19 protein-coding genes and 1 tRNA gene are annotated in these 26,382 nt (G+C 72.2%); 8 read left to right on the top strand and 12 right to left on the bottom strand.

What is annotated here, in order from left to right:
* Positions 1–86 precede the first annotated feature (86 nt).
* Positions 87–797, bottom strand: coding sequence for a hypothetical protein (locus ACFQE5_RS19535; RefSeq protein WP_379587039.1), 711 nt, complete (start codon positions 795–797; stop codon positions 87–89).
* A 92-nt stretch (positions 798–889) separates the two neighbouring features.
* Here ACFQE5_RS19535 and selD point away from each other — a divergent pair, with 92 nt between their 5' ends.
* On the top strand, positions 890–1,933 hold the full coding sequence (selD, locus tag ACFQE5_RS19530; protein WP_379587037.1) for a selenide, water dikinase SelD: 1,044 nt from the start codon (positions 890–892) through the stop codon (positions 1,931–1,933).
* Positions 1,934–1,956: 23 nt separating this feature from the next.
* Here selD and ACFQE5_RS19525 read toward each other — a convergent pair whose 3' ends face one another.
* Together ACFQE5_RS19525 and ACFQE5_RS19520 are read right to left on the bottom strand one after the other, a co-directional pair.
* On the bottom strand, positions 1,957–5,193 hold the full coding sequence (locus ACFQE5_RS19525; RefSeq protein WP_379587035.1) for a bifunctional cytochrome P450/NADPH--P450 reductase: 3,237 nt from the start codon (positions 5,191–5,193) through the stop codon (positions 1,957–1,959).
* Positions 5,190–5,915, bottom strand: a complete 726-nt coding sequence (locus ACFQE5_RS19520; protein WP_379587033.1) for a hypothetical protein — start codon at positions 5,913–5,915, stop codon at positions 5,190–5,192. Before ACFQE5_RS19520 ends, ACFQE5_RS19525 begins: the two co-directional genes overlap by 4 nt.
* Positions 5,916–6,210: 295 nt before the next feature.
* Between ACFQE5_RS19520 and ACFQE5_RS19515 the strand changes: the two genes are divergently transcribed.
* Positions 6,211–7,617, top strand: coding sequence for an alkaline phosphatase PhoX (locus tag ACFQE5_RS19515; protein WP_379587032.1), 1,407 nt, complete (start codon positions 6,211–6,213; stop codon positions 7,615–7,617).
* Positions 7,618–7,755: 138 nt separating this feature from the next.
* Here the strand turns inward: ACFQE5_RS19515 and ACFQE5_RS19510 are convergent, their stop codons facing one another.
* The 4 genes from ACFQE5_RS19510 to ACFQE5_RS19495 all read right to left on the bottom strand — a co-directional run bounded on the left by ACFQE5_RS19510 (position 7,756) and on the right by ACFQE5_RS19495 (position 10,228).
* Entirely contained in the window at positions 7,756–9,072 is a 1,317-nt protein-coding gene (locus tag ACFQE5_RS19510; RefSeq protein WP_379587030.1) for an amidase, read from the bottom strand.
* A gap of 25 nt (positions 9,073–9,097) precedes the next feature.
* Positions 9,098–9,658 carry a hypothetical protein gene (locus ACFQE5_RS19505; RefSeq protein ID WP_379587028.1) on the bottom strand — a complete coding sequence of 187 codons (561 nt, stop codon included), beginning with the start codon at positions 9,656–9,658 and terminating at the stop codon, positions 9,098–9,100.
* Positions 9,659–9,721: 63 nt separating this feature from the next.
* Positions 9,722–9,817, bottom strand: a tRNA-Sec gene (locus ACFQE5_RS19500).
* A 24-nt stretch (positions 9,818–9,841) separates the two neighbouring features.
* The gene (locus ACFQE5_RS19495) at positions 9,842–10,228 is read right to left on the bottom strand and encodes an STAS domain-containing protein (RefSeq protein ID WP_379587026.1); all 387 of its coding nucleotides are present in this window, start codon (positions 10,226–10,228) and stop codon (positions 9,842–9,844) included.
* A 154-nt stretch (positions 10,229–10,382) separates the two neighbouring features.
* Between ACFQE5_RS19495 and ACFQE5_RS19490 the strand changes: the two genes are divergently transcribed.
* On the top strand, positions 10,383–11,702 hold the full coding sequence (locus ACFQE5_RS19490; protein ID WP_379587024.1) for a competence/damage-inducible protein A: 1,320 nt from the start codon (positions 10,383–10,385) through the stop codon (positions 11,700–11,702).
* A gap of 138 nt (positions 11,703–11,840) precedes the next feature.
* The gene (locus tag ACFQE5_RS19485; RefSeq protein WP_379587023.1) at positions 11,841–13,040 is read left to right on the top strand and encodes an FIST signal transduction protein; all 1,200 of its coding nucleotides are present in this window, start codon (positions 11,841–11,843) and stop codon (positions 13,038–13,040) included.
* Between the two features lie 92 nt (positions 13,041–13,132).
* On the opposite strand, the gene ACFQE5_RS19480 is transcribed toward ACFQE5_RS19485, so the two are convergent.
* The 4 genes from ACFQE5_RS19480 to ACFQE5_RS19465 form a co-directional block, all read right to left on the bottom strand.
* Positions 13,133–13,768 carry a hypothetical protein gene (locus tag ACFQE5_RS19480; protein WP_379587021.1) on the bottom strand — a complete coding sequence of 212 codons (636 nt, stop codon included), beginning with the start codon at positions 13,766–13,768 and terminating at the stop codon, positions 13,133–13,135.
* Positions 13,769–14,083: 315 nt separating this feature from the next.
* Positions 14,084–14,845, bottom strand: coding sequence for an SDR family NAD(P)-dependent oxidoreductase (locus ACFQE5_RS19475; protein WP_379587020.1), 762 nt, complete (start codon positions 14,843–14,845; stop codon positions 14,084–14,086).
* A 13-nt stretch (positions 14,846–14,858) separates the two neighbouring features.
* Complete coding sequence (locus tag ACFQE5_RS19470; RefSeq protein ID WP_379587018.1) at positions 14,859–15,869, bottom strand: acetamidase/formamidase family protein; 1,011 nt, start codon at positions 15,867–15,869, stop codon at positions 14,859–14,861.
* Positions 15,870–15,961: 92 nt separating this feature from the next.
* Complete coding sequence (locus ACFQE5_RS19465) at positions 15,962–16,714, bottom strand: IclR family transcriptional regulator (RefSeq protein ID WP_379587016.1); 753 nt, start codon at positions 16,712–16,714, stop codon at positions 15,962–15,964.
* A gap of 67 nt (positions 16,715–16,781) precedes the next feature.
* Here ACFQE5_RS19465 and ACFQE5_RS19460 point away from each other — a divergent pair, with 67 nt between their 5' ends.
* From ACFQE5_RS19460 to ACFQE5_RS19445, 4 genes are all read left to right on the top strand, one after another.
* Positions 16,782–17,969: a 4-hydroxybenzoate 3-monooxygenase gene (locus ACFQE5_RS19460; RefSeq protein ID WP_379587015.1), complete on the top strand. Its 1,188-nt coding sequence runs from the start codon at positions 16,782–16,784 to the stop codon at positions 17,967–17,969.
* Positions 17,966–18,685 carry a protocatechuate 3,4-dioxygenase subunit beta gene (gene pcaH, locus ACFQE5_RS19455; RefSeq protein ID WP_379587013.1) on the top strand — a complete coding sequence of 240 codons (720 nt, stop codon included), beginning with the start codon at positions 17,966–17,968 and terminating at the stop codon, positions 18,683–18,685. The genes ACFQE5_RS19460 and pcaH overlap by 4 nt, the downstream gene beginning before the upstream one ends.
* A complete protein-coding gene (gene pcaG, locus ACFQE5_RS19450) occupies positions 18,678–19,238 on the top strand; it encodes a protocatechuate 3,4-dioxygenase subunit alpha (RefSeq protein WP_379587011.1) in 561 nt (186 codons plus the stop codon). The genes pcaH and pcaG overlap by 8 nt, the downstream gene beginning before the upstream one ends.
* Positions 19,239–19,422: 184 nt before the next feature.
* Positions 19,423–20,628, top strand: coding sequence for a glycoside hydrolase family 3 N-terminal domain-containing protein (locus tag ACFQE5_RS19445; protein ID WP_379587009.1), 1,206 nt, complete (start codon positions 19,423–19,425; stop codon positions 20,626–20,628).
* Positions 20,629–20,702: 74 nt separating this feature from the next.
* On the opposite strand, the gene ACFQE5_RS19440 is transcribed toward ACFQE5_RS19445, so the two are convergent.
* Positions 20,703–26,336 carry an ATP-binding protein gene (locus ACFQE5_RS19440; protein ID WP_379587007.1) on the bottom strand — a complete coding sequence of 1,878 codons (5,634 nt, stop codon included), beginning with the start codon at positions 26,334–26,336 and terminating at the stop codon, positions 20,703–20,705.
* Positions 26,337–26,382: the final 46 nt, after the last annotated feature.

The following is a 26,382-nucleotide window of genomic DNA, read 5'->3' as shown; positions in this document are numbered from 1 at the left end:
GAGGCCGCGACCATCGCGGCTCACGCCGCCGAGCCGCCGATCATGACCCAGGGGAGGGCTCACCGGCGAGCGGTGGCGCACCGTCGTTATCGGTCCGGGGTGCCGCCCAGGACGTCCTTGACGAGGTCCCAGCTCGTGCGGCGGCCGGGCGGATAGCGGCTCAGCGCGCGCGCCCGTCGCCGGGAACCATCCGGATAGCGCCAGCGGGCCCACAAAGAGCCGGGCTTGGCCAGCCGCACGGCGGCGAACAACGACACCGGCAGCAGGAAGACCCCGATCAGTCCGCAGGCGATCTTTCCCTTGGCGATCGCGACGACCGAGCACAGCAGCGCAAGGGCGAACGTTGCGACGGCGGCCTCGCCGCCGAGTTCGGGGTCGTCCACGAATGGCGTGGCGCCGAACAGCAGCAGCGCTCCGATCACCGCCGCGACCAGTACCGCATCGATCGATTTGCGCCCCTGCTGTGCCCAGTAGACATCCTCGAGATGCAGCCACAGCGCGAACTCGTCGAGGGTCAGCGCGGCGCCCGTGCCGAACACCGCGGCGAGGACCTGCAACCACGGCGCGTCCGGGCGGTAGGTGAACTCCCCGGCCCCCGCGATCAGCATCAAGAAGATCCCGACGACCTGATGGTGCACGTGCACGCCGCCGATCCGGGTGTTGCGGAACGGTCCGCGTCCGGCCCGGATGAGCCGGGTGATCCCCCTGGTGAGAAGGAACGTGGCGAGAAACGCCAGGAGCAGCCACCCGAGCGCCCAGCGTCCGGGACCGCCGCCGAGAATGATCTGGACGTCCATCGGGGGCCGGCTCAGGGACTCGGCGGGCCCGGGACCGCCCGTACCGCCATGCTGGTCATGACTGCCTTTCCGCGCTCGCTAGGCTCGCGACCATGTCCACCGAGCCCATGGTGCGTCGTCTGACGCAGTTCAGCCACGGCGCGGGTTGAGCGTGCAAGCTCGCCCCCGGCGAGCTCGCGCAGGTCCTGCGCACGCTGACCCCGTCCACCCATCCGGACCTCCTCGTCGGCACCGAGACCGGTGACGACGCGGCCGTCTGGCGGCTGGACGCTGCGCGTGCGCTGGTGGCCACGGCCGATTTCCTCACCCCGGTGGTCGACGACGCCCGCACGTGGGGCCGGATCGCGGCGATGAACGCGGTGTCGGACATCTATGCGATGGGGGCCCGGCCGCTGTTCGCGCTCAACCTGGTCGGGTGGCCGTCGACCGAGCTGCCGACAGCGCTGCTCGCCGAGGTCCTCGCGGGGGGCTCGGACGTGGGCGCCGAATGCGGGTTCGCGGTGGTCGGCGGGCATTCCATCGACGACCCGGAGCCCAAGTACGGCCTCGCCGTGGTCGGCGAGGTGAATCCGGACACGATCCTCACCAACGCCGGGCTGCGCGACGGGGACGCGCTGGTGCTCACCAAGCCGCTCGGCATCGGCATCGCCACCACCGCGATCAAAGCCGGGACGGCGCCGGAGTCGCTGATCGCGGACGCGGTGGCGTCGATGACCGCGAGCAACGCCGCCGCCGCGGACGTCGCCATCGCGGCGGGTGCCACCGGCTGCACCGACATCACCGGGTTCGGGCTGCTCGGGCACCTGGCGAAGATGGCCGCGGCGTCCGGGGTGGATGTCCAGGTCGAGGTCCCGGCCGTGCCGCTGTTGGCCGGGGTCCGGGAGCTCGCCGAATCCGGCACGGTGCCCGGGGGCTCGCGGCGCAACCGCGACTGGACCGCCGACGTCGTCGACGCCGGTCGCTATGGCGAGCTCGACGTGTTGCTGCTCGCCGATGCGCAGACCTCCGGTGGGCTGCTTTTCGGCGCCGAGCCGCGGCGCGCGCGGGCGGCGGCGGCCGACCTGGCCGCGCGCGGTGTGCCCGCGGCGGTCATCGGGTCGGCGCGCTCTGGCACGGGCCGGGTCGTGTTGCGCTGAACGGCCGGTCGCCTGCTCCAGCATCACCCGCCCCAGATGTCCTCCACGAACCGGTCCGCCGCGCGCAGCCCGGCCAGCCAGGCCAGCGCGTCGCCCTCACCGGCACCCGTGCGGTCCCGGAAGATCCGGGTCAGCGCGGCGCGCACGCCCGGCGCCATCGTCGAGGCGTTGCCGCACACCAGCACCACCGCGTCCTGTTGCAGCAGCCCCCATACCTCGTCGGCGCAGTCGAGCATCGCGTCCTGCACGTACCGGCGCGGCGCGCCGGGCGCCCGGGAGAACGCGTTCTCCACCCGCACCACGCCGCGCCGCTCGTAGTCGAGCAGCTCCTCGGCGTAGAGCAGGTCGGACTGCGGGCTGCGGCAGCCGAAGAACAGCAGCGACGCCCCGATCGGCGTGCCCTGGTCGCGTAGCGCGGCGCGTTCCTGCAGGAAGCCGCGGAACGGCGCGAGCCCGGTCCCGGCCCCGACCATGATCATGGGGATGTGTGGGTTCTCCGGCGGCCGGAACTCGATCGTCGGCTCCCGGACGAACGCGAACACCGTCCCGTCCTCCGGCAGCGCCGACAGGTAGCCCGAACAGACCCCGGTGAACGTGCCCGCGCCCGACCGCGCCGGGCCGCGCAGCACGCCGGTGGTGATGCTGCAGGTGTCCGGGCTGATCAGTGGCGACGAGGAGATCGAGTAGTAGCGCGGGCGCAGCGGCGGCAGCATGTCGAGGAAGACCTCGAACGGCACCGCGCAGGCCGGGAACTCCTCGAGCAGGTCGAGCGTGGACCGGTTGGCCGCGAACACCTGCTCGCGGTAGCGGGCCTGCGACGCCTCGTCGTCGCCGGTCAGCGCCTGGAGCGCGGCCCGCTGCTCGGGGTCGTCGGTGTAGCGCGCCAAGGTCTCGATGTCGGTGCGGGTCGCGACGTCCTGCAGCTCGACGCAGCTGCCCAGGACCCCGAGCAGCGGCGCCGGTTCGTCGATCGGCAGGTGGGTGTGCGTCCCGCTGTTCGGAATGATCGTCAGGTACTGCCCGGCGTCCAGCCCGAAACGGGTCATCACCCTGCGGATGAGGTCGATGTTGTTGCGCGGCAGGACCCCGAGGTGATCGCCCGCGTGATAGGTCGTCCCGGCCGGGAGCGCGATCTCGAGGTGCCGGGTGGAGCGCTCGGGCGGCTTGCCGTCGCCGCCCTGCACCAGCTCCCGGTTCGCCACCACTCGGCCCAGGCGGGCCCGGTAGGACATGATCACCGGATTGGTCAGCTGCCGGTTGGTCAACGTGATCGACAGCCGCGGACCGGTCGCGTCGGCCATCGCGACCTCCGCGGGCAGGTCGAGTGCCGCGGCCAGGTCCGGCCAGAGATCGGCGTGCCAGCTGCGGTACTGCGCGTCGAAGTCCCCCGCGGCATTGCCCTCGCCGCGCGGGTGCACCCGGCGGGCGCCATGCGCCTCGAGCTGGGTGTCGAGCAGCGTGGGCACGGCCTGGTAGGTGGCCGCCCATTCGGTGTTGCCGCAGCCGAACACGGTGTAGGCGCCGCCGAGCCGGGGGCCGTCCGCGGCGCTGATCCACCGGCAGAACTCGCCCGCGTTGTCCGGCGGGGTCCCGTTGTAGGACGAGCACACGATGACCGCCGCCCCGTCCGCGGGCAGGTCCTCGACGTGGTCGTCGAGGGCGCCGAGGGTCACGTCGAAGCCGCGTTCGGTGCCTTCCTGGGCCAGCCGGGTGGCGATCGACTCGGCGGTGCCGAGGTTCGAGCCGAACAGCACCGACAGCGGGGTGCCGTGCCGCGGCGCCAGCAGAGTGGGCGCGGCGGCAGCAGTGGTGCCGGCGACCGCGGTCGCGGCTGCCTCGGCGGGGGGGCCGGAGCGGTCGATGTGGACATCGGCCCGCGGCCGGACCTGGATGCGGAAGTCGTCGGGCTTGATCGTGAGCGTGGTCTTGGTCTTCAGCTGGTAGTCGAGGTGGTCGATGAGCTCGAAGCGGTGCAGCAGCATGCCGAGCACCAGCGTCGCCTCCTGCAGGGCGAACTGCCGGCCGATGCAGGCCCGCTGCCCGGTGCCGAACGGCTTGTAGGCGTTCGGTGGGAGCTGCGCCAGCCGCTCCGGGGCCATGTGGTCCGGGTTGAACTCGGCCGCGTCCGGGCTCCAGACCGACGTGGCGCGGTGCAGCGCCGGGATCAGCACGGTGAGCGGGGTGCCCGCCGGGATGGCGAACCGGTCGCCGAGCACGATGTCCTCGAACGGGGCGCGGGTGAAGGCGGGTGCGGTCGGCCAGAGCCGCAGAGTCTCGTCGAGCACCTGCCGGACATAGGGCAGCCGGTGCACCTGCTCGAACGTCGGCCATGCCGCGGTGCCGAGCACCTCGTCCACCTCGGCCCGTGCCCGCTGCAGGACCTCAGGGTTCTTGAGCAGGAAGTAGACCGCGAACGACAGTAGCCCGGACGTCGTCTCGTGCCCGGCGACGAGGAAGGTGATGCACTGCGCCTGGATGTTGGAGTCCGGTAGCTTCTCGCCGGACTGCTTGTCCACGCCGGTGAGCATGCGGCCGAGCAGATCGGTGTTGTCGGCCTTGTCGCCCTGCGCGCGGCGTTCGGAGATGAGCCGGCCGACCAGATCGGCCATGAAGGCCTGGTCCTCCTCCGTCTGCCGCTGCTCGCGGATGTGCAGCCGGTTCTGGATGGGCAGCCGGCGGACCTGGGCCTGCGCCGTGAGGAGGGAACGCACCATCGCGTCGACGAACGGATGGGGCGTCTCGCGGTAGAAGGAGTTGAACCGGTAGCCGAAACCGCACAGCGCGATGGTGTCCAGCGTCAGCCGGGTCATGTCCGCGGGCACGTCGACGTCCTCGCCGGGGTTGAGCCGCGACCACTTGTCCATCAGCTGCTCGGCGATGTCGAGCATCTTCGGCATGTAGTCGCGCATCGCCTGCTGGCTGAACGGCGGCATCAGGATGTTGTGGGCACGGTGCCACAGCGGGTCGGTCGTCTCCGCGGTGAACAGTCCGGTGCCCACCACGCTGCCCCGCAGGCTCGACAGCCCGCCGCCGACGGCCTTGTCGAAGCGGGTGTCGTCGCAGACCTGCTCGACGAGGTCGGGGCCGGAGACCATCAGCCGGACTCCCGTGGGGGTCGTGAGCTTGTACAGCGGACCGTACTCCTCGGCCATCCGGACGAAGCCCTCGATCGGGCTGGCCGCGTCGATGTCGAAGATGTTGCCGACCACGGGCAGTCCGCGCGGGCCGGGAATCTCGTCGAGACCGATCGGTGTGCTCATGGGATCGCTCCTGACGGCCGGCGCGCCAGCAGCAGGATGCTGACCAGCAGCACCCAACCCGGGAACACCAGCAGGATCGCGGGGTGGAAGGTAGTACTCACCAGCAGGAACGCCGCCGCCAGATAGCTGACGACGACGGCCGGCCGCGGCAGCAGCCCGGCCGACCTGGCCAATCCGGTCGTCGTGATCATGTAAATCCCGGCTACCCGCACCCCGTAGACGAAGACCGTCGCGTAGCCGACCGCGGTCAGCGCGCGGGCGATGTCGGGTGAGGGAAGCGGGGCGGCGGAGAACCGGGCCAGCAGTGCCACGGCGCCGGCGGCGGCGGCGCCCACGAACAGCATGGCGACGAACACGATGCCGGAGGCCAGGTTCAGCCAGTGTGGGATCTGCGACCACGACCGTGGCCGCAGGACCTGTAGCAGCGTCCGGGTCGCGTTCATGTGCCAGAGGTACGCGATCCCGGCGAACGGGACGAGGTACAGGCCGAGGATCATCAACGTGTTGCCGCCGCCCGCGGCATAGAACGAGACGTAGGCCTCGTCCGGGGCGTCGAGCCCGGGAGCCTGCCGGACGAGGACGAGGCCGAGAACGAACAGCACCGCGAACGTCACGCCCGACCAGCCCGCCAGCCGGGCGTGCCCGATGATCTGCCGCTGGTCGTCGAGCTGTTCGACCTGGTCGGCAGCGGCGGTTCCGGTATCCCGCCGTCGTGTCGGCACTCGCATCGTCTCCCCGGAACAGCCGTCGCGGTGCTGGGACAGACCACTGGCACCGTCCTCCGACCGTGCCGACCGGTCAATGCGCCCGCCGCCGTTCGGGCGCAGATTTGGGCTATCTGGTCGCATCACGGCCGACAGATGGTCGTTGCTCGGCGCCACCGGGACGCCCGATCCGGAGGGTCGATGCCCGGTCAGGTGATGATCACGCGGCATTCACGCGAAGGTCCACCACGTCCTGCACCCTTCCGGATCGGCAACCACTCGCTGGGGTCATGACGACGGAATGAGGGCGGATATGGCCGGACTCTCTCGCCGGGACTTCCTGCAGCGCGCCGCGACCGCCGGTGCCGGGCTCGTCCTCGTGGGCAGCACCGAGATGCTGCTGACGACACCCGCCTCGGCGGCGCCGGGGCGGGGCATCGGGTACGGCGACCTGGTCGCGGATCCGGCGAGGCGGCTCGCGCTGCCTCCGGGCTTCTCCTACTCGATCGTCACCGAGGCCGGGGTCACCACCCTGGAGTCGGGTGAGCCGACCCCACGCAAACACGACGGCACCGGCGCCTTCCGGGCCGGCGGCGGACGGACCGTCCTGGTCAACAACCACGAGATCCGCGATCCCTGGGGCACCGACCTGCCCGTCCCGCATGTCGACGGGCTCGTCTACGACCCCGGCGCAGCGGGCGGGTGCACCGTCGTCGAGGTGGACCGCGACGGGAAGCGGATCAAGGAGTACGTCGGCGTCGCCGGCACCTCGACCAACTGCGCGGGTGGGGTGACCCCGTGGAACACTTGGCTGACCTGCGAGGAGGTCGATGCCCTTGAGGGGAAGAACGGCTATCACAAGGATCACGGCTACGTCTTCGAGGTCGACCCGTTCGACCGTCGGGCCAACCTCGACCCGCAGCCGATCAAGGCGCTGGGCCGGTTCGAGCACGAGGCCGCCGTCGTCGATCCGCGCACGGGCGAGATCTACCTGACCGAGGACGCCAGCAAGCCCAACGGCCTGCTCTATCGGTGGACCCCGCCGAAGGACTACCGCGCGAGCAAGGGTGCGCTGCGCACGCTCGCCGCCGATGCGGGTGACCTCGCCGCGCTGCGGGCGACCGACGGCGCGGGCCGGCACATCGACGACCTGTCCCGAGCCACCGAGATCGGCACCGTCTACCACGCCCGATGGACGCCGGTGCCCGACCGCGACGCGCGGTCGACCCCGATCCGCCGGCAGCTCGGCGACGGCGACGTCACCCGTGGCCGCAAGCTCGAGGGCGCGTGGTGGGGCAAGCGGGGTGGCGCGTCCGGCGCCTACATCGTCACCAGCTTCTCCCGCAACGAGAGCCCGGGGGCACACCACGATGGTCAGATCTGGTTCTACGACCCCAGGTGCTCGACCCTCACTCTGACGCTGCGGCTGGGCGTCAACCCCGACCCCGCCGTCTCGGACGTGTTCGACGGCCCGGACAACATCGCCGTGTCGCCCTACGGCGGGGTGATCGTGGCCGAGGACGGCAACGGACTCCAGCACCTGTTCGGTGTGACCGACGGCGGACAGACGTTCCCGATCGCCCGCAACGAGGCCGACGACGTCGAGTTCACCGGACCGGTGTACTCGCCGAACCGGAAGATCCTGTTCGCCAACATCCAGGACCCCGGCACGATGTTCGCGATCACCGGCCCCTGGTCCAACCCACCTGTGAGTGCGTAACAGTGTTCTAACACTGTTACGCACTCACAGGCGGGCGTGACCTGCGTTGAGTGCTGGACGAGCAGCCCGATCCGGAGCAGTACGCGACGCAGACCACCGAACGGGAGCACCGCGAGTACCGCGCGCTGTCCTGGGCGGTCAGTCCCGCTCCAGGCGGGCGGCGGTGGCCAGCAGCAGCGGCTCGCTGCCCGGGCGTCCCACCAGCTGCACCGGGACCCGGGAGACACCCCACCGGACCGGCACGACGAGCGCGGGCAACCCCGCCACGTTCCAGGCCTGCGTGTAGGGCGCCCGGGAGGCCGAGATGACCAGCGCGGACAGGTAGCCGCGCCCGGCGAGCTCGTCCGCGGGCACCGCCGGGCCGGCCACCGCAGGCAGCACCAGGAGGTCGTTGCCACCCTCGTCGAGCCAGCCGACGAACCGGTCCCGAAAGGCGGTGTCGGGCTCCGGGATCCCGCGGCGTAGTACCCGACGGCCCTTCCGTACGACCGCCGCCGGGTGCGGCTCGAGCCCGCGTGGGTCGATCCCCAGCGCCTCGACGTCGCGGGCGACCCCCGCCTGCCAGCGCCGGAGCCAGCGCAGGACCAGGGTGCTCGGATACGGCGGCTCGGCCGCGACGGTGCGGATCCGGCATTCGGCGAACCGGCGCACGGCCTTGCGCACGGCGTCGTGCTGGGCGGGCCGTAACCGGCCCACCGGCCACGGATGATGCAACGAGACCGCCACCCGGTTCGGCAGACCCACCGCCGCGAGGTCTCCGATGCGCCGCCCGGACAGCGCCTCGAGCATCAGCGTTGCGTCGTCGGCGGTCCGGGCGATCGGACCCGGCTCGCTCAGCCCGCACCAGCGCCGCTCGGCCGCGGTGGGCGAAACGACGCCCACACCCGGTTTGAGCCCGACCAGGCCCAGGTAGGCGGCGGACATCCGGATCGCGCCGCCCCCGTCGGTGCCCACCGCGAGCGCGGCCATCCCGGCCGCCACCGCCGCGGCACCGCCGCAGCCGCCTGGGCCCGGCGCAGACGACACCGGGTCGTGCGCGAACCCCCAGGCCGCAGGCCCGGGCGTGCGGGCCTTGCCCACCACCACCGCGCCCGCGGCACGTAGGCGCTTGACCAGTTCGTCGTCGCGGCGGGCCGGTGCGGACGAGGACGCCGCACAGCCGTACCGGGTCGGAAAGCCGGCGACGTCCACGTCATCCCCGATCGCCACCGGGACGCCCGCAAGCGGCAGCGCGAAGCGATCGGGCCGCGCGTCCACCCCGTGCGCCTCGGCGAGCACCCGCTCCCGGTCGACGGCCGTCAGGGCGCCGACCCGGCAGTCGGCCGCGATGATCCGGGCCAGATGGGCCCTGGCCACCTCGACGGCGGTGACCCGGCCCTCGCGCACCAGGGCCGCGAGTCCCGCTGCGTCGAGCCCCGCAAGCTCGCGGACATCGGCGGAAACCCCGGCTGGCACCGGCACACTGTGCCAGCGGTGCCGGTCAGAACTGTGCCGACCCGCCGAAACCCATCCGAGGGTTGATGGAGGACACGGTGCTGACGGCCTGGTCGAGGGCCTGTCGGGGAAGCGGGAGCCGGTTGCCGAACTCGTCGAGCAGCTGGCTGTGACCGCCGAGCGGCTGCAGCGCGGCGGTCACCGGCGCGAGCGTTTCGGCTCCGATGATGAGCGGTACCGCAGTGGCCAGTACCCACAGCACCAACACGGTGGTGCCCGCGGCGGCCACGGCGCCCAGCCCCCGATCGACGAGCCCGAGCCTGCCGCGGACGAGGCCGCGGGAGACCAGTCCGCCGACCAGACCACCCGCCCAGACCCCGATGAGCAGGCCGAGCACCAGTCCGGCGAGCCGCAGCAAGCCCTGTGCCAGCGGACTCGCCCCGGCCGCGGCGAACAGGGCGCCCAGCGGGAGCGCGATCGCGGCGCCGAACAGCAGCCCGATGAGCCTGCCGGTGCGTTCGGCGCCGCCGGAGCGGCGGAACCCGCCGATCGCGGCGAGCAGGACGAGGGCGATGACGAGGAGGTCGAGTACGGTCAGACCGGCCACGCCGCCCAGAGTCCTCGCCGTAGCTGAGAGAAACCTGAAGACTCTCAGGAACCGAACCAGGGCTGGCGGAGGCGGACGGGAATCGAACCCGCCTGGCCGAGGTGCTCGGCCACGTCGGTTTTGAAGACCGCGAGGGCCACCAGGCACCCAGACGCCTCCAGGTGCGAGCCTAGGACAGCCGGATCAGCCGGGAGCGCCCAGGGCTTCGGAAACCCCGTCGGCGACATCGAAGAGGGTGAGCAGGCCGGTGGCCTCGAGCGCGCGGGTGGCGATCCGGGAACCACAGACGAGCCGCAGCCGGTGGCCGTGCTGCTCCGCCGTGTCCCTGGCCGAGACGAGCACGGCCAGCCCCGCCGACCCGAGGAACGTCACCGCCGACAGGTCGAGCACCACCAAAGGTGTCGTGGGCAGATGCTCGTCGAGCTTCTCCCGCAGCACCGGCGCCGTCAGCGTATCGATCTCGCCGAGAACATGGACGACGAGCGCGTCCCGCCCGTGGTCCACGATCTCGAACCGGACGATCTGGTCGGCGGATGAGGCGCCGGCCCCGGCGGATGACTGACCGTTCATGCGCACCGCTGCTCCTCGATACCGTTTTGCGGACCCGGGTGCGAGCCGTGTCTCAACGGCGCACCACCCTACGACCGGCGGCCGACCTCGCACAACAACGGTCGCCGCGACCGCGTGATCGCGCGGCGGGCTCGGCAGCGGTTACCGTCGCCGCATGGGTGCGGAAGCAGGTCGGCCACGGGCCGGCATCGTGGTCACCGGAAGCGAGCTGTTGACCGGCGCCATCGATGACCGGAACGGGCCGTGGCTGGCGCGTGAGCTGAGCAATCGCGGGTTCGAGGTGGCGCATCTGCTGCTGGTGGGCGATCGGCCCGACGACCTGGCCGAGGCGCTGCGGTTCGTCGCCGACGCGGGCGTCGAACTGATCGTCACCAGTGGTGGTCTCGGCCCCACCGCGGACGACCTGACCGTCGAGGTGGTGGCTCGCTTCGCGGGAGCCGACATCGTCCTGGACCGGGCGCTGCAGGCTCATATCGCCGGCATCCTGTCCCGTTGGGCGGCGCGCACCGGGTTCGCCGGGCCCGCGTTGGAGGCGGCCAACCGCAAGCAGGCGATGATCCCGCGCGGAGCCACGCCGCTGCTACCGGTCGGTACCGCGCCGGGACTGCTCGTCGAGCGGCTGGGCGGCCCGCTGGTCGTCGTGCTGCCCGGTCCCCCGCGTGAGCTGCAGGGGATGTGGCCCGCCGCCCTCGAAGCGGCCCCGTTCGCCGAGCTGCTCGAGCGGGTGCCCCCTGCGGCGGCCCGGTCGCTGCGCTATTTCGGGCTGCCCGAGTCGGAGATCGCGGCGACGCTGCGGGAGATCGGGTCCCGCCTCGACCTCACGGGCGTGGAGATCACGACCTGTCTGCGTCGTTCCGAGCTGGAGGTCGATCTGCGGCCGCAGCCGGGTGCGGACACCGTGGCGGCGCAGCTGGCCGAGGAGCTCGCGGGACGGCATGCGAAGCACCTGGTCAGCGCGGAGGGCAGCACCACCGACGAGCTGGTGGCGCGCGCCCTGCTGGGCGGCGGGCGAGCCGTTGCGACGGGGGAGTCGTGCACCGGTGGGCTGCTGGCGGCCCGGCTCGTCGACCGGCCGGGGTCCTCGGCGTATGTCGCGGGCGGGGTCGTCGCCTACTCGAACGAGGCCAAGACGGCGCTGCTCGGCGTGCCCGCCGAGATGATCGCCGAGCACGGTGCGGTGTCGCCGCAGGTCGCCAGGGCCATGGCGGACGGCGCCCGGGAACGGTTCGGTGCCGGTATCGGTGTCGGGGTCACCGGCATCGCGGGTCCGGACGGAGGCACCGAGGCCAAGCCCGTCGGCTACGTCTGCCTCTGTGTCACGACCGTCGACGGCACCGTCATCGCCCGCGACCCGGTACTGCCGGGCGGCCGCGGCGACATCCGGGAGCGTTCGGTGGATGTGGCGATGCAGCTGATCCTGCGGGCCGCGGGCGGGTTGCCGCACCGCGGCCGACCGCGCGTCGGGGAGCCATAACGCTGTCCGCCGCCGTGTCTGGACCCGTTATGGAGCCGTGAGGCGCTCCGAAGGCCAGGTCCGGCCGGTCGGTTGGCCCGGCGCGGGTGGGCTGGGAGGATTGGCCGCGCGGCACCGTCGCGCGGGAGGTGAATCCCCATGTCCACTGAGTTCGGGTCCATCCGGGACGAGGTCATGGCGCAGTCGTCCGGTCGCCGCTTCGGCGACGGTCTCGCGGTCGGCCCCGACCTGCGAGGGGCGGCGGAGGTGGCCGTCACCCAGGCGCTCGGCCCACTCGCCGGGGCACGGCCGGATCTGTTGTGCGTCTTCGTCTGCGGCTCGGGTGACGACGCGGCCGCGGCCGGCCTGCGGGTCATGGAGCTCGCCGGTGCCCGGACCGCGATCGGCGCCACCGCGGGCGGCGTCATCGGCGACGGCCGCGGCGTCGAGGGCGAGCCCGCGATCGCCGTCTGGGCGGCCGCGCTCCCGGGCGTCACGGTCCGGCCGGTGCGCCTCGAGGCCGGGCTGGACATGATGGAGACCGGATCGGCGGGGCTGCCACAGCCGCGCGCGGACGATCGGGTCGGCGTGCTGCTCGTCGACCCCTCCTCGTTCCCCATCGCCCGCTTCCTTGACCGGTGCAACGCTGCGTACCCGGAGTTCCCGCTGGTCGGCGGGCTGGCCAGCGGGGCAGGGGCGAGCGGCAACCGGTTGTTTCTCGACGGCGAGATCCACCGCGATGGCGGGGTCGGGTTCCTGCTCGGGGGCGACGTCGCCGTGCGCACCATCGTCAGCCAGGGGTGCCGCCCGATCGGGCCGACCATGACCGTCACCCGCGCCGAGCAGAACATCCTGATCGAGCTGGCCGGGCTGCCTGCCTACGTGCGGCTGCGCGACATCCTCGGTTCGCTCTCGCCCGCCGAGCGAACGCTGGCCGGCCGTGGGCTGCACCTCGGCATCGCGATGAACGAGTACGCCGAGGACCACGGCCGCGGCGACTTTCTCATCCGCGGTGTTCTGGGGGCCGACCCGCAGAGCGGTGCGGTCGCGGTCGGCGATGTCGTGGAACCGGGCCAGACGGTCCGGTTCCAGGTCCGCGATGCCGAAGCCGCCGACGAGGACCTGACGGAACTGCTCGCCGGGGCGGTGGCCGAGGGCCCCGCCAGGGGGGCGTTGCTGTTCTCCTGCAACGGTCGCGGGAGGTTCATGTTTCCGACGGCCGACCACGATGTCGAGGCGGTGCGCGCCGGGCTGCGCACCGGCGGGGTGGCCGGGTTCTTCGCCGCCGGTGAGATCGGGCCGGTCGGCGGTCGCAACCAGCTCCATGGCTTCACCGCGTCGGTGCTCGCTTTTCGCTGACGCGCCGTCGCACGAACAGCTCTGCCGCGAACGGCACCGCCTGGTGACGGCGTCGTTCGCGGCAGTGTTCGGGGATCGGCCGGCGCGTGGGCTCAGCGGTGCTGCTGAATACCCGAGTTCTGGCTGCCGGAGGCGGTGGCGTTCTGCTCGACGGGCGCGAAGTTGGCGATGCCGCCCACGTTGAGCGCCGGGTTGACCTGCAGGTCGAGCCCGATCAGGTCCCCGCCCTGGACGGCGGTCTGGTCGCCACCGTGGTGGTGGCCGCCGTTGCCGCCGAACTGCTGGATGCCGGAGTTGGCGTCGCTGTCGGCGACGGCGTTCTGCTCGACGGGCGCGAAGTTGGCGATGCCGCCGACGTTGGCCGCCGGGTTCACCTGCAGCAGGCCGGAGACGAGGTCGCCGGCCTGGAAGGACTCCTGGCCGCCCCCGCAGGTGCCGCCGAACTGCTGGATGCCGGAGTTGGCGTCGCTGTCGGCGACGGCGTTCTGCTCGACGGGCGCGAAGCTGAGGATGCCGCCGACGTTGGCCGCCGGGTTCACCTGCGCCAGCAGGTCGATCAGGCTCCCACCCTGGACGGCCGTCTGGTCACCGCCGTGGCAGCGGTGGCCGTGACCGCGGTGACCGTGGTCGTCGTGACCGGTCCCGGCGCTGGCCAGGCCCGGCGCAGCCACCGCGATCGGCAGGGCCAGGGCGGAGGCGGCGACGACCCGGCGGGCGGTCTTGCTCATCTGCATGGGAGTAGCTCTCCTCGTTCGGTCCGTCCGTCCACTATGGACTGAAATGTGAACGTTGTACGCAGTGGACGGTGACGGGGTCGGTACTGGTTCGCGGCAGCGCGACTGACCCGTCCAACGAGCCCCACCCGATGGGGTTACGGGTGTTCCAGATATGTGACCCGCATCACCTGAATTGCCGACGGAGTGCGGTGAATGTGGAGGCTATGGACACTCTCTGTTGCACCTGAGCGGTTGCTCACAAACTCTGTGTAGTGGATGGGTCGTTCGGGTCCGTCCCGGCTGAAGCCTCGATCCGGCACGTGCGCGCTACAGCTGTACCCCTCGGGTCAGCGCGCCGTCGACGACCAGGTTGGTGCCGCTGATGCGGCGGGCTCGCGGACTGGCCAGCATGACCACGGCGTAGGCGGTCTCCTCCGGGTCACCCATCCGGCCGGTCGGGTTGAGCCCGAGCGCGTGCTCATAGAGCTCGGGGTTGTTCTGCTCGACGCTCTGCCAGAACCCGCCGTCGAAATAGACGTTGCCGGGGGAGACGCTGTTCGCCCGGATCCCCTTGGGCGCGAGCTGGACGGCCAGTCCGTGCGTGTAGTGCACCAGGGCGCCCTTCATCGTTCCGTACGGGCCTGCGGCGAAGTCGATCTCTCGCCCGGACACGCTCGAGATCGTGACGATCGATGCGGCGTCGCTGCGTTCGAGATGGGGCAGCGCCGCCTCCACCAGTCGCACGGCGTGCAGCACGTCGACCTCGAAGCTGGCCCGCCAGTTCTCCTCACCCGGGGCCGCCGCGAGCGCGCTGACGTTGGCCACCGCGATGTCGATGCCGCCCAGCTGCCCGGCCGCCGTACCGACCCAGTTGGTGAGCGCCGCGCCGTCGGCGACGTCCAGCACGGTCCCGCTGACCTCGGCTCCGCGGCCGCGCAGCGTCTGCTCGGCCTCCTTGACGTCGGCCTCGGTGCGGGCACAGAAGGCGACCGCGACCCCCTCGCCGACCAGAGCCTCGACGATCGCTCGGCCGATTCCCTTCGTCCCGCCGGTGACCAGGGCCTTCCTGCCGGCAAGCTGAAGATCCACGGTGAGTCCTCCCCTACAGGTCGCGGGCCCGTTCGCGCAGGTGCCGGTGCATCCCGCCGAAGGCGTCCCCGGTCGGAAGCAGATCCTTGGCCAGCTTGGTGGTCGCGCTGTAGTTCGTGTCGCAGACGTTCGCCAGCGGCGACTCGCTGATCTGGGTGAGCAGCTGGTAGGAGTCGAGCCGGTCAAGGCCGTACAGCTCGCCGAGCCAGGTGATCATGCCGACCTGACTCGCCCGCCAGGCATCCTCCAGCGGCCGGGCCGACCCGACGACGATGTAGTGGGTGTCGCTCTCGATCCGCGGCCACTCCGGGGCGCTGTGACCGCCGCCGGCCTTGATCAGCTCGACGAGCAGCGTCACGTCCATCGTGCCCTCGACGGCGGTGCCGCAGCTCTCGCCCTCACCCTGCCGGTAGTGCCCGTCGCCGATCGAGAACAGCGCACCCTCGACGTTGACGCGCAGGTAGCAGGTCACCCCGGCGCGCATCTCGGGGGTGTCCATGTTGCCCCCGAACTTGTCCGGGACCAGACTCGAGCGCACCTCACGCCCCGCCGGGGCCAGCCCGACCGTGCCGAGCATCGGACTCAGTGGCAGCTCCAGTCGCAGCTGCGCGCTGGGCGCCTCGTACAACACCGTTCCCTTGGCCCGGTCGAGCTGGTAGATCCAGGTCCGCTCGGGCAGCGGGTCGTTCAACAGCGCGGTGCGGTCGGTGCCGGTGAGCGCGCCGAAGAACGGGATCGTCGTCGACGCCGCCCAGTCCCGCGCCGGGGTCAGCTCGACGATGTGCAGGGCGAGCGTGTCCCCCGGCTCGGCGCCCTCGACGTAGAACGGACCGGTCTGCGGGTTGACCTGCGTCATGTCGAGCACTTCGCTCGCCCGGTCGCCGGTGCGGGTCAGCCGTCCGGAGAAGGCATCCTCGGTCCACAGCCGCAGCAGGGTGCCCGGGGTGATCCGGTGGCTGGGGGCGACCCCGCCGAAGGTCCAGACGTACTGGTGGCGTTCGGGCCGGAATTCCACGACGTCCACAGGGCGATCGTCGACCCGCCCGTGCGGGTGCGCAAGGTCCGGTCGTGGGACGGGCCCGCGGGAGCGGGCCTCTCGATGGTCGGGCCTGAGGATCAGGAATGGCCGAGGGTGCGGGAGATCCCGCGGGCGGCGGCCCGGACCGCCGGCACGTAGGACAGCGGGTTCGTCTCCGCGGCGGGCACGACCACCGACACCGCCGCGACGACCGCACCGCCGGGTCCGCGCACCGGTGCCGCGACCGACAGCGACACCAGTTCGATCTGACCTTCGCTGATCGCGACGCCGGTGCGTCGAACGTCGGCCAGCACCCGGCGCAGCTCGTCGGGCTGGCAGATCGTTCTGCTGGTGTATCGGCGCAGCGGCCCGGCCAGGACCTGTTCCTGCAGCTCGGGGGGTGAATGGGCGAGCAGGACCAGCCCCACCCCCGTCGCGTGCAGCGGCAGCCTGCCGCCGACCCGGGTGATCACGTTGACCGCCGTGCGCGCCGAGAGTCGCTCGACGTAGACCACCTCGGTGCCGTCGAGAACGGCGAGCTGCACGTTCTGCCTGGTCACCTCGTAGAGGTCCTCGAGGAACGGCATCGCCGTCTCGCGCAGACCCAGGCTGCGTGGGGCGAGCGAGCCGACCTCCCACAGCCGCAGCCCGATCCGGTAGCGCCCGTCCCCGGCCCGTTCCAGCGCGCCCCACGCGGCCAGCTCGCCGACGATGCGGTGCGCCGTGGTGAGCGGCAAACCGGCGCGCCGGCTGATCTCGGTGAGCGTGAGCCGGGGGTTCGCGGCCTGGAACGCCGCGAGAACGGCGAGCACCCGAGCCGTCACCGTGGATCGCGGGGACGGCAAGGTCATGACTTCATTCTTCCGTTGAACGGAAGAGCCGTCGAGTCCGGGGCGGTCGGTGCGCAAGCCTGAGGTCATGCGTACCCAGGTCGGAATCGTCGGGGCCGGGCCGGCCGGCCTTCTGCTGTCCCACCTCTTGGCCCGCCGGGGCATCGACTCGGTCGTCCTGGAGGCGCGCAGCCGCAGCTATGTGGAGCACCGGGTGCGGGCAGGGGTTCTGGAACACCCGACCGCGCAGCTGTTGCGCGAGATCGGCGTCGGGGACCGGATGGACGCCATGGGCATGCGGCACGAGGGGATCTCGCTGCGCTTCGACGGCGAGGACCACCGGATCGACTTCGTCGGCCTCGTCGGCAAGGGAATCGTCGTCTACGGGCAGCAGGAGGTCGTCAAGGACCTCATCGCCGCCCGGCTGCGCGACGGCGGGATCATCGAGTTCGAGGTCACCGACGTCGCGCTGCACGACATCGACACGACCTCGCCGTCCCTCTCCTACACCGATGTGACCGGTGTGGCGCGCGACCTGCACTGCGACGTCATCGCCGGATGTGACGGATACCACGGTGTGGCCCGCCAGGCCTATCGTCCGCGGGAGTACGAGCGGACCTATCCGTTCGGCTGGCTCGGCGTGCTGGCCAAGGCCGCGCCCACGCACGACGAGCTGATCTACTCGGCCGCGGAGCGCGGGTTCGCCCTCTACTCGATGCGCAGTCCCGAGGTGACCCGCCTCTACCTGCAGGTACCGCCCGACGAGGACGCCTGCGCCTGGTCGGACGCCGCGATCTGGGACGAGCTCGGCGCCCGCCTCGCGGCCGAGGGGTTCACCCTCAACGAGGGCCCGTTCCTGGAGCGCCCCTCGGTCACCGGCATGCGCAGCATGGTCGCGGAGCCGATGCGGCACGGACGCCTGTTCCTCGCCGGGGACGCCGCGCACATCGTCCCACCCACCGGGGCGAAGGGGATGAACCTCGCCGTCGCCGACGTCTGGGTGCTCGCCGACGCGCTCGAGGGGTTCTTCGCCCGCGGCTCGCAGGCCGGGCTCGACGAGTACTCGACGACCTGCCTGCGCCGGGTGTGGCGGGCCGAGCACTTCTCCTGGTGGATGACCTCGATGCTGCACCGGTTCGACCCGGCCACCGAGAGCGGCGACCCCTTCGGGCGCCGGCTGCAGCTGTCCCAGCTGCGCTACACCGTGTCGTCCCATGCCGCGGCGACCAGCCTCGCCGAGAACTACGTCGGACTGCCCTTCGGAGCGAACACATGACTCTTTCCCGTCCCGTCGGCTACCGGCCCGCGCCGGACGGCACCCACCCGCCGTTGGACTACCCGGACTACCGCAGCACCGCGCTGCGGGCACCGTCGCAGGCCCCGATCGTGCTGGCGCACCGGCTCACCGAGGTGACCGGTCCGTTGCTGTCGGGAGAGCGGATCGGCGAGCACGACCACGACCTCACCGCCCAGCACGGCGCCGAGCCGCTCGGTCAGCGGATCGTCGTGTTCGGCCGGGTGCGCGACTCCGACGGCCGTGCGGTGCCCGACACGCTCATCGAGATCTGGCAGGCCAACGCCGCGGGCCGGTATGCGCACGCGGGCGACAACTGGCCCGCGCCGCTGGACCCGAACTTCACCGGCGGCGGCCGGGTGGTCACCGATTCGGCGGGCGCCTACTCGTTCACCACGATCAAGCCGGGCGCCTACCCGTGGCGCAACCACCACAACGCCTGGCGGCCGTCGCATATCCACTTCTCACTGTTCGGCCGGGCCTTCACCCAGCGCCTGGTCACCCAGATGTACTTCCCCGACGACCCGCTGTTCGACCAGGACCCGATCTTCAACTCGGTCCCGGACCCGACAGCGCGGCAGCGGATGATCTCGACGTTCGACCTGGCGGCCACCCGGCCCGGCTGGGCGCTGGCCTACCGATTCGACATCGTGCTGCGGGGCCGTGAGCAGACCCCGTTCGAGGAGCCCCATGACTGAGACGCAGCTCGGCCTCACCCCCGCACAGACCGTCGGCCCGTTCCTGCATATCGGGCTGGTCTGGCCGGACGGAGCCGACGTCGTGCCCGAGGGCACGCCCGCAGCGATCCGGATCGGCGGCGTGCTCCGCGACGGCAACGGCGAGCCGGTGCCCGACGGGCTGGTCGAGACCTGGCAGGCCGACCCCGAGGGCCGGTTCGACCACCCGGAGAGCGAGCCGCGCGGGCGGGTCGCGGTGCCCGGCTTCCGGGGGTTCGGCCGATGCGCGACCAACGCCGAGGGGTGGTGGGAGGTGCGGACCGTCAAGCCAGGCGCGATCGGCGAGCAGGCGCCGCACATCGACGTCTCGGTCTTCGCCCGCGGCCTGCTCGACCGGGTCGTCACCCGGATCTACTTCCCTGATGAAGAGGCCGCCAACGCCCGTGACCCGCTGCTGGCCGAGGTGCCGGCCGACCGCGTGCCGACGCTGATCGCCCGGCCCGTCGGCCCCGGTGAGCTGCGTTTCGACATCCGGCTGCACGGTGCGGGGGAGACGGTGTTCTTCCGGATCTGACGGCCCGGCCGGGGTGCGGTATGCGCCGCCCTGGCCCGCCCGCCTCATGATCGGCGTTCGGGCAGCGGCAGCCGCGGAATCCGCGGCCACCGGCTCCCGAACGTCGATCATGGGGGAGGGCTGCGTCACCCGCCCGGCCCGGCGCCGCGACGCCCGGGACGGTGCCAGGGGAGAATTCGTCCCGATGTCCATTGGTCAGCAGCGCCGACGGCCGCGCGCCGCGGTAGGAATCGTGTCCAGCCTGGTGGTCGGCGCGCTCCTCGCGGGGCTCGGCGTCGGCACCGGAGTCCTACCCACCCTGACCGGCTCGGCCGGGTCCACCGGTGGCGCAGCCGCTCAGCGGGCCGAGCCTGTCCCGCCGCCCGGCCCACCGGCCTGTGACGCCGTCGTGGCCGGCCTCTCCGAACGCGACCGGCTGGCCCAGCGACTGATGGTCGGCGTCGACGCGGCCGACCCCGCCGGGGCCGCCGAGATCGTCCGCTCCTGGCGCGTCGGCGGGATCTTCCTGGGCGGGAAGGCCACCGCGCTGTTGCAGGACGACAAGCTCGCCGCGGTGCAGGCCGCGACGGCGCTGCCGGTCACCGTCGCCGTCGACGACGAGGGCGGGCGGGTGCAGCGCATCGGCACGCTCGACGGACCGATGCCCAGCGCGCGCCGGATGGCCGCGGACATGACCACCGGGCAGGTCCGGGTGCTGGGATTCGAGCGCGGTCGCCAGCTGCGCGCCCGAGGGGTGACGATGAACTTCGCCCCGACCGTCGACGTCGGCCGCCAGCCCGCGGGCTCGGTGATCGGGGATCGGGCGTTCTCGGACGATCCCGAGGTCGTCGCGCGGTACGCGCAGGCGTTCGCCGAGGGGCAGCGCGAGGCCGGTGTGGCCGTGGTACTCAAGCACTTCCCCGGGCACGGTCACGCCAACGGTGACTCCCACGCGGGCCGGGTCAGCACGCCGCCGTTGGACCGGTTGAGGCGCGACGATCTGCGCCCCTACTCGGCGCTCGTCGGCCCCGGGAGGCCGCTGGCGGGCCTGGACACCGGCGTCATGGTCGGGCATCTCGACGTCCCGGGCCTCACCGAGGGGCTGCCCGCGTCGCTCACCCCTGCGGTCTACCGGCTGCTTCGCGACGAGTACGGCTTCGACGGCGTCGTCATCACCGACGACCTCGGCGCGATGAAGGCGATCAGCAACCAGTTCTCGCTGCCCCGCGCCACGCTCGCGGCGCTGCAGGCGGGCGCCGACGTCGCGCTGTCCTCCAACGTCACCCCGGTCGGTCCGGTGCTGGCCACGCTGGAGCAGGCGTTGGCGGAGGGGACGCTCGATGCGGGCGACAACGACCGCGCCGTCGCCCGCATCCTCGCCGCCAAGGGCGTCTGCGCTGCGCGTTCCTGACCGCACCCGGGGACGTCAGACGGGGCTGTGAGTGCGTAACAGTGTTAGAACACTGTTACGCACTCACAGGTGGGTCAGCGCAGCAAGGTCCGGGCCATCCCGCGCCGCACGGCCTCGACCAGGTAGGGCCGCAGCCGTTCGGCCGGGACGATCTCGTGCACCGACCCGACCCGGCGGGCGCGTTCGATGCTGTGCTTGGCGTCGAACTCGTCGGCGACCTCGCCGAGCTTCTCCGCCCGCACCGCGGCCCGGACCGCGGCGAGCTCGGAGCGCAGCCGGGCCAGTTCGTCCTGCGCGCCGCCCTCGACCGCCTCCGCGAGCTGAGCCTCGAGGCCCGCGACCCGAGGGTCGGCTGCGGTGCGCTTGTTGACCTCCCCGGAGAACACGACCGCCGCGGCCGGTGCACCACCGATGACCGAGGCGTACGAGCCCTCCACCGCGGCGATCTCCATGTTGTCGTTCAGGGTGTGGGAGAACACCACGAACGCACCGCCGTGGTAGCGCGACACCACGCAGAACACGATCGGCCCGTCGAAGTTCACGATCGCCCGCCCGATCTCCGCCCCGTACTCCAGCTGCAGCTCCCGCAGCGACTCCGGGGAGCCGTCGAAGCCCGACAGGTTGGCCAGCACCACCAGCGGTCGGTTACCACTGGCGGCGTTGATCGCCCGCGCGGTCTTCTTCGACGAGCGCGGGAACAACGTGCCCGCGGTCCACTGCGGCGGCCCGTCGACGGGCGAGCGCCCGCGCCGCGGCAGCGGGCGCGACTCGATGCCCAGCAGCGCGATCGGCTGCCCCCCGAGGTGCGCGTCGAAGACGACGACGGACTCCGCGTCCCGCCAGTCGGCCCAGCGCTCCAGGGGCGGGTGATCGGCATCGGCGACCCCGCGCAGCAGCGACCGGATGTCGAACGGCTTCTTGCGCTCCCGGTTGGTGGCGGCGGAGAAGATCTCGCCGAGCCGGGTGAACTCGGTGCCCGGACCGGTGTGCGTCCCCTCGCTGATGTCCCGGTCCAGCGGGTCGGTCGTCGGCGCCGGCCGCGGGAAGCGCTCCCCGGCGGCGGTGTACGTGTGCGCATAGTGGGCGAACAGCACGCCGATCGCCCCGGACAGGTCGGGCGCCCAGTACTGCGCCTGCCCGTTCGGGCCCATGATCCGGTCGTAGCCGCCGATCCCGAAGTTGTCCTCGGCCGAGACGCCGCCGGAGTAGTCCAGCGACTGTTTTCCGGTGAGCACCATCGCCGAGTCCGGCGTCATCACCAGGATGCCCTTGGTGTGCATGAGCATCGTGGCCTCGGCGTTCCAGTACGGCTGGGCGCCGACGTTGATCCCGGCGACCACCACGTTGATCTCGCCGCCGTCCTGGGTGAACTCGATGATTCCGCGCAGCACCCGGGAGATCCAGTCCATGTTCTCGGTGCCGCTGTCCATCGCGATCTTGGCGCCGGCCGAGACGGCGAACCACTCGATCGGCGCCTCGAGCCTGCGCGCCAGGTCGATCGCGGCGAGCACCCGGGCGCATTCGGGTTCGGCAAGGGCACCCAGCGCCTTCGTCGGGTCACCCAGCAGCACGACCCGGGTCATGCCCTCGGGGTAACGCGCCGTCGCCGTGGTGACGACACCGAGCACCAGGTTGGCGGAGTTGCCGCCGGGCGCCCGATCGACCGGGACCGCCACACCGGTCTCGTCGAGGTCGTACTCGGTGAACGTCCCCGGCGCGCCGCCGTCGGGTGAGCGGGTGAGCAACCCGACCAGCTCGTAGGGATACACGGCGCCGCGTCGACGCGCCCGGATCACCTTCTGCGCGTAGCTGTCCAACTCGCGCAGCGGATGCGTCGGCGGGTCGGTGATCCGCAGCGTCAATCCGGCACCGGGCGGCCGGGACAACCGCAGCATGTGTTCGCGCGGCCCACCGTCCGGGCCCGCGGTACGGAACTGCACGAGCACCTGCTCCAGCCCGAGGCCCTGGCTGCGCGGAGCCAGCGCCCGGACGACCTCGTCGAGCTCGCGCAACGGCACGTCCACCACCGGCCAGACGTAGAGCAACACCCTGTTCCACTCCGGCTTGGCCATCGTGCGATCGGCCGAGCGGGCGGCCCGCAGGCTGTCCAGACAGGCATCGAGGACGTGCTCGATCTCGGGCACCCCGGTGAGCCTGCCGTGGTTGTCGCGCACCATGGTGAGCTGGCGAACGTCGGCGAGCGCGATGAGCCGCTGGTCGTCGGGCAAGGTGCGGCCCTGGGCGCGGAACAGGTGGACGTCGACGGCCGCGGGCAGCCGGGTCAGCTCGAAGTTCGACAGCCGCCACAGCCCCAGCCGCTCGGCCACCATGGGGTGCAGGCCGCGCAGCATCCGGTCCTCCACCGGTCGGCCGTCCGGGTCGCCGCGGAAGGTGAACCACATCGTCGTGCCGCTGCCGTCGCCGTCCGCCCGGCGCACTGCGACGGCGACCCGGGCGACCGACGGCGGAATGGTGCCGAGCTTGGCGCGGATCCGCTCGGCGCGGGCGTTCGGCTCGACGCCCGCGGAGTCGTCGGAGGTGACGTAGAGGTCGATGAGCGCGGTGTGCTGGGCCGGCAGCGTCTCGAGGATTCGGTGCAGGTCGGTGGACACCGCGGCTGGGGCGTCGGCCCTCGGGTCGTCGATGCCGGCCCGGCCGCTCGCGACGGTGGCGAGGATCGTGTAGGGGCGGTCATCGTGCCGGTACTCGGCGCGCAGCAGCGGCCGCCCGCCGTTGTCGATGACCTGAGTCGGTCCGACCGGCCGGATCCAGTAGTACCGGCGGGTCATCACCTCGAGCATCGCGGCGTGATGCCGCTCGGCGAACACCTCGAGAATCGGCTCTCCGGCGGCCACGATCTCGTCGATCTGCGCGGCGCGCTCGGCCGGGTCGGTGGCCAGATGGTCGAGCCGCTCGCGGACGTGCTGCTGCACTCGGGCCCTGCCCTGCGCGATCAACCGGGCGTCGAACAGGCGGTACCGGACCTGCCGGGCGAGGTCGCCGACGACCGGATGCCGCAGCTGGGTGGCGGCGACCAGGTTGTCCAGGACCTTCCGGTACTCGTCGTGGGCGGCCTCGGGCAGCGAATCGGGATGAGCGAGTCGCCACTGCAACAGCTCGGAGAGCACCGGCAGATGGGCGGCCGCCCGGCGGTGCGCGAGGAAGATCCGGTAGAGCGCCGGACCCAGTTCCGCCGAGGGTTCCAGATCGGTGACGCCGTAGTGGGCCAACGCCTGGCGCAGCTTGATCCGAAACGACTCGGGAAGGCCCTCGGCGTCGGCGTCGCGGGACCGGAGGTAGGCGTACAGATACTCCTGCGGGTTGCGGGCGGCTTCGGCGTCGACGGCCGACACCTCGTCGAGCGCCCCGTTCTCCACGCGGCGGTTGCGGGACAGCGCACACAGGTCGGCGAAGATCTGCAGGACGCCGGTCTCGGCCGCGAGCAGCGCGGGATCGTCGGGCAGTTCGGCGCGAGCGGCGGCCAGCTGCGCCAGCATCGGGCGCGCGGCCCGCTCGTCGATGTCGAAACCGAGCACCAGCGAACGCAGGGTGTCCAGGGCGTCCGTGGCCTGGGCCGCGGGGTCACCCGTGTCCTGCCGGGGCCGGATGAGCTGACCGAAGTCGGCGCGGTCCGCCGCCGTGGCGCCGTCCCCCGACTCCGGTGCGGGATCCAGCCGGACCAGCCGGGTCCCACCCTCGACCTGGGTGTTCGCCGCGACGAGCACCTCGGCCACCTGTCCGGAGACCGGCGCGCGCAGCGCGGTCTCGAGCTTCATGCTCTCCACGATCGCGACGACGTCGCCCTCGGCGACCGTGTCCCCCGGGCCGACCGGGAGCGCGACGACCATCGCGGGGGCGGGTGCCCGCACCATCCCCGCCTCGCCGCCGGAGATCCGATGCACCGCGCCGTCGACCTCGATCAGATAGTCGGGGCCCTGCGCGACGGACAGGACGGCGAAGGGGTCACCCCCGCCCACCGTGAGCCTGCGCTCGAACCGGCCGGTGTGCTCGACATCCACGTCGACGGCCTGGATCCCGCCGCCGGGCAGGTCCAGCTCCACTCGGTAACGCCGCGGCCGCGACCGGGCGACCCGCAGCCGGTAGGCCTGGCCCGCGGCGCGCACGTCGATCTGATGCCACGTCTCGTGCCCGACCTCGGGACGGCCGCGTTCCGCGGAGCCGAACAGCCGCGCCTGCTGGCGGTCGACGTGCGCGTCGTGTGCCTCGACCGCCGTGGCCACCAGCGCGACGTCCAGGCGTCGCGGCGGGGTGTAGCCCTCGGCCATCATCGTGTCGAGCCAGCCGGTGTCGACCGCGCCGTGCAGCACCTCCGGCCGGTCGAGCAGGTCGAGCAAGAACGCCTTGTTCGTGGTGCCGCCGTCGATGACGGCGGCGGTCTGGCGCAGCGCGCGGGAAAGCCGGGCGCGGGCCTCGGGACGATCCCGGCCCCACGCGATGACCTTGGCGATCATCGAGTCGTACTGGGGCGGGATGAGGTCGCCCGCGGCCACCCCCGTATCGACCCGGATACCGGGGCCGCTGGGCAGCGAGAGGTGCTCGATGCGCCCCGGGGCGGGGGCGAAGCCCCGCTCCGGGTCCTCGGCCGTGAGCCGGGCCTCGATGGCATGCCCGGCCGCGGCCGGTGCGGCAGCGGCGATCTCGGCGAGCTTGCCGCCAGCGGCCACGTGCAGCTGCAGCTTGACGATGTCCACACCCGTGGTGGCCTCGGTGACCGGGTGCTCGACCTGCAGCCGGGTGTTGACCTCCAGGAACGACAGCAGCCGCTCCTTGGGCTCGTAGAGGAACTCCACCGTCCCGGCGTTGACGTAACCGACGGCCTTGGCCAGCCGCGCGGCCGAGGTGCGCAGCAGCTCCTCCTGTTCGGCGTCCAGCGCGGTCGAGGCCGACTCCTCGATCACCTTCTGGTTGCGCCGCTGCACGCTGCAGTCGCGCACGCCCAGCGTCCACACCTCTCCGGTGGCGTCGGCGATGACCTGTACCTCGACGTGCCGGCCGCCGGACACCGCCCGTTCGAGGAACACCGTCGCATCCCCGGTCGTCCTCGAGGCCTCCGAACGCGCCCGCTCGAACGCCTCGTCCAGCTCCTCGGCGCGGGTGACGAGCCGGATGCCGCGCCCGCCCCCACCCGCGGTGGCCTTGACCATCAGTGGGTATCCGATCGACTCGGCGTGGGCGCGTGCCTCCTCGATCCCGGCCACCGGGCCGCCGCTCCACGCGGCCATCGGCACCCCGACCCGCTCCGCGATGCGCTTCGACTCGATCTTGTCCCCAAGCCTGCGCATGACCTCGGCGGACGGGCCGACGAAAACGACCCCCAACCGCTCACACAGCTCGGCGAACTCGGCCTTCTCCGAGACGAACCCCCAGCCCGGCCACACGGCGTCGGCCCGGCTGCGCCGCAGCGCCCGCTCCAGCTCGACCAGGTCGAGGTACGGGCTCGGCCCGAGGTGGTCGGGGTCGTCCGGACCGATCAGCACGGCTTCGTCGGCCTCGCGGACGAACATCGCCCGCCGGTCGACCGCGGTGTACACGGCGATCGTGCGCAGCGGTGGGCGACCCGCACCGATGGTCGATCCCGGCGAGCAGAGCTCGGCGTTCCACTCGCGGACAGCGTTGATCAGCCGCATCGCGGGTTCGCCGCGGTTCACGATCGCCAGACGCTGGAAGGGTTGGGTCACGGGGTTCATGCAGGGATCATCCTTGAGCTCGTCCTTGGTCGTCGCGGTTCATCGG

Source organism: Pseudonocardia hispaniensis, from assembly GCF_042658695.1.
GTDB lineage: Bacteria > Actinomycetota > Actinomycetes > Mycobacteriales > Pseudonocardiaceae > Pseudonocardia > Pseudonocardia hispaniensis.
Note: the sequence above shows the minus strand (reverse complement) of the source record. Positions and strands in the feature narration are given on the sequence as shown.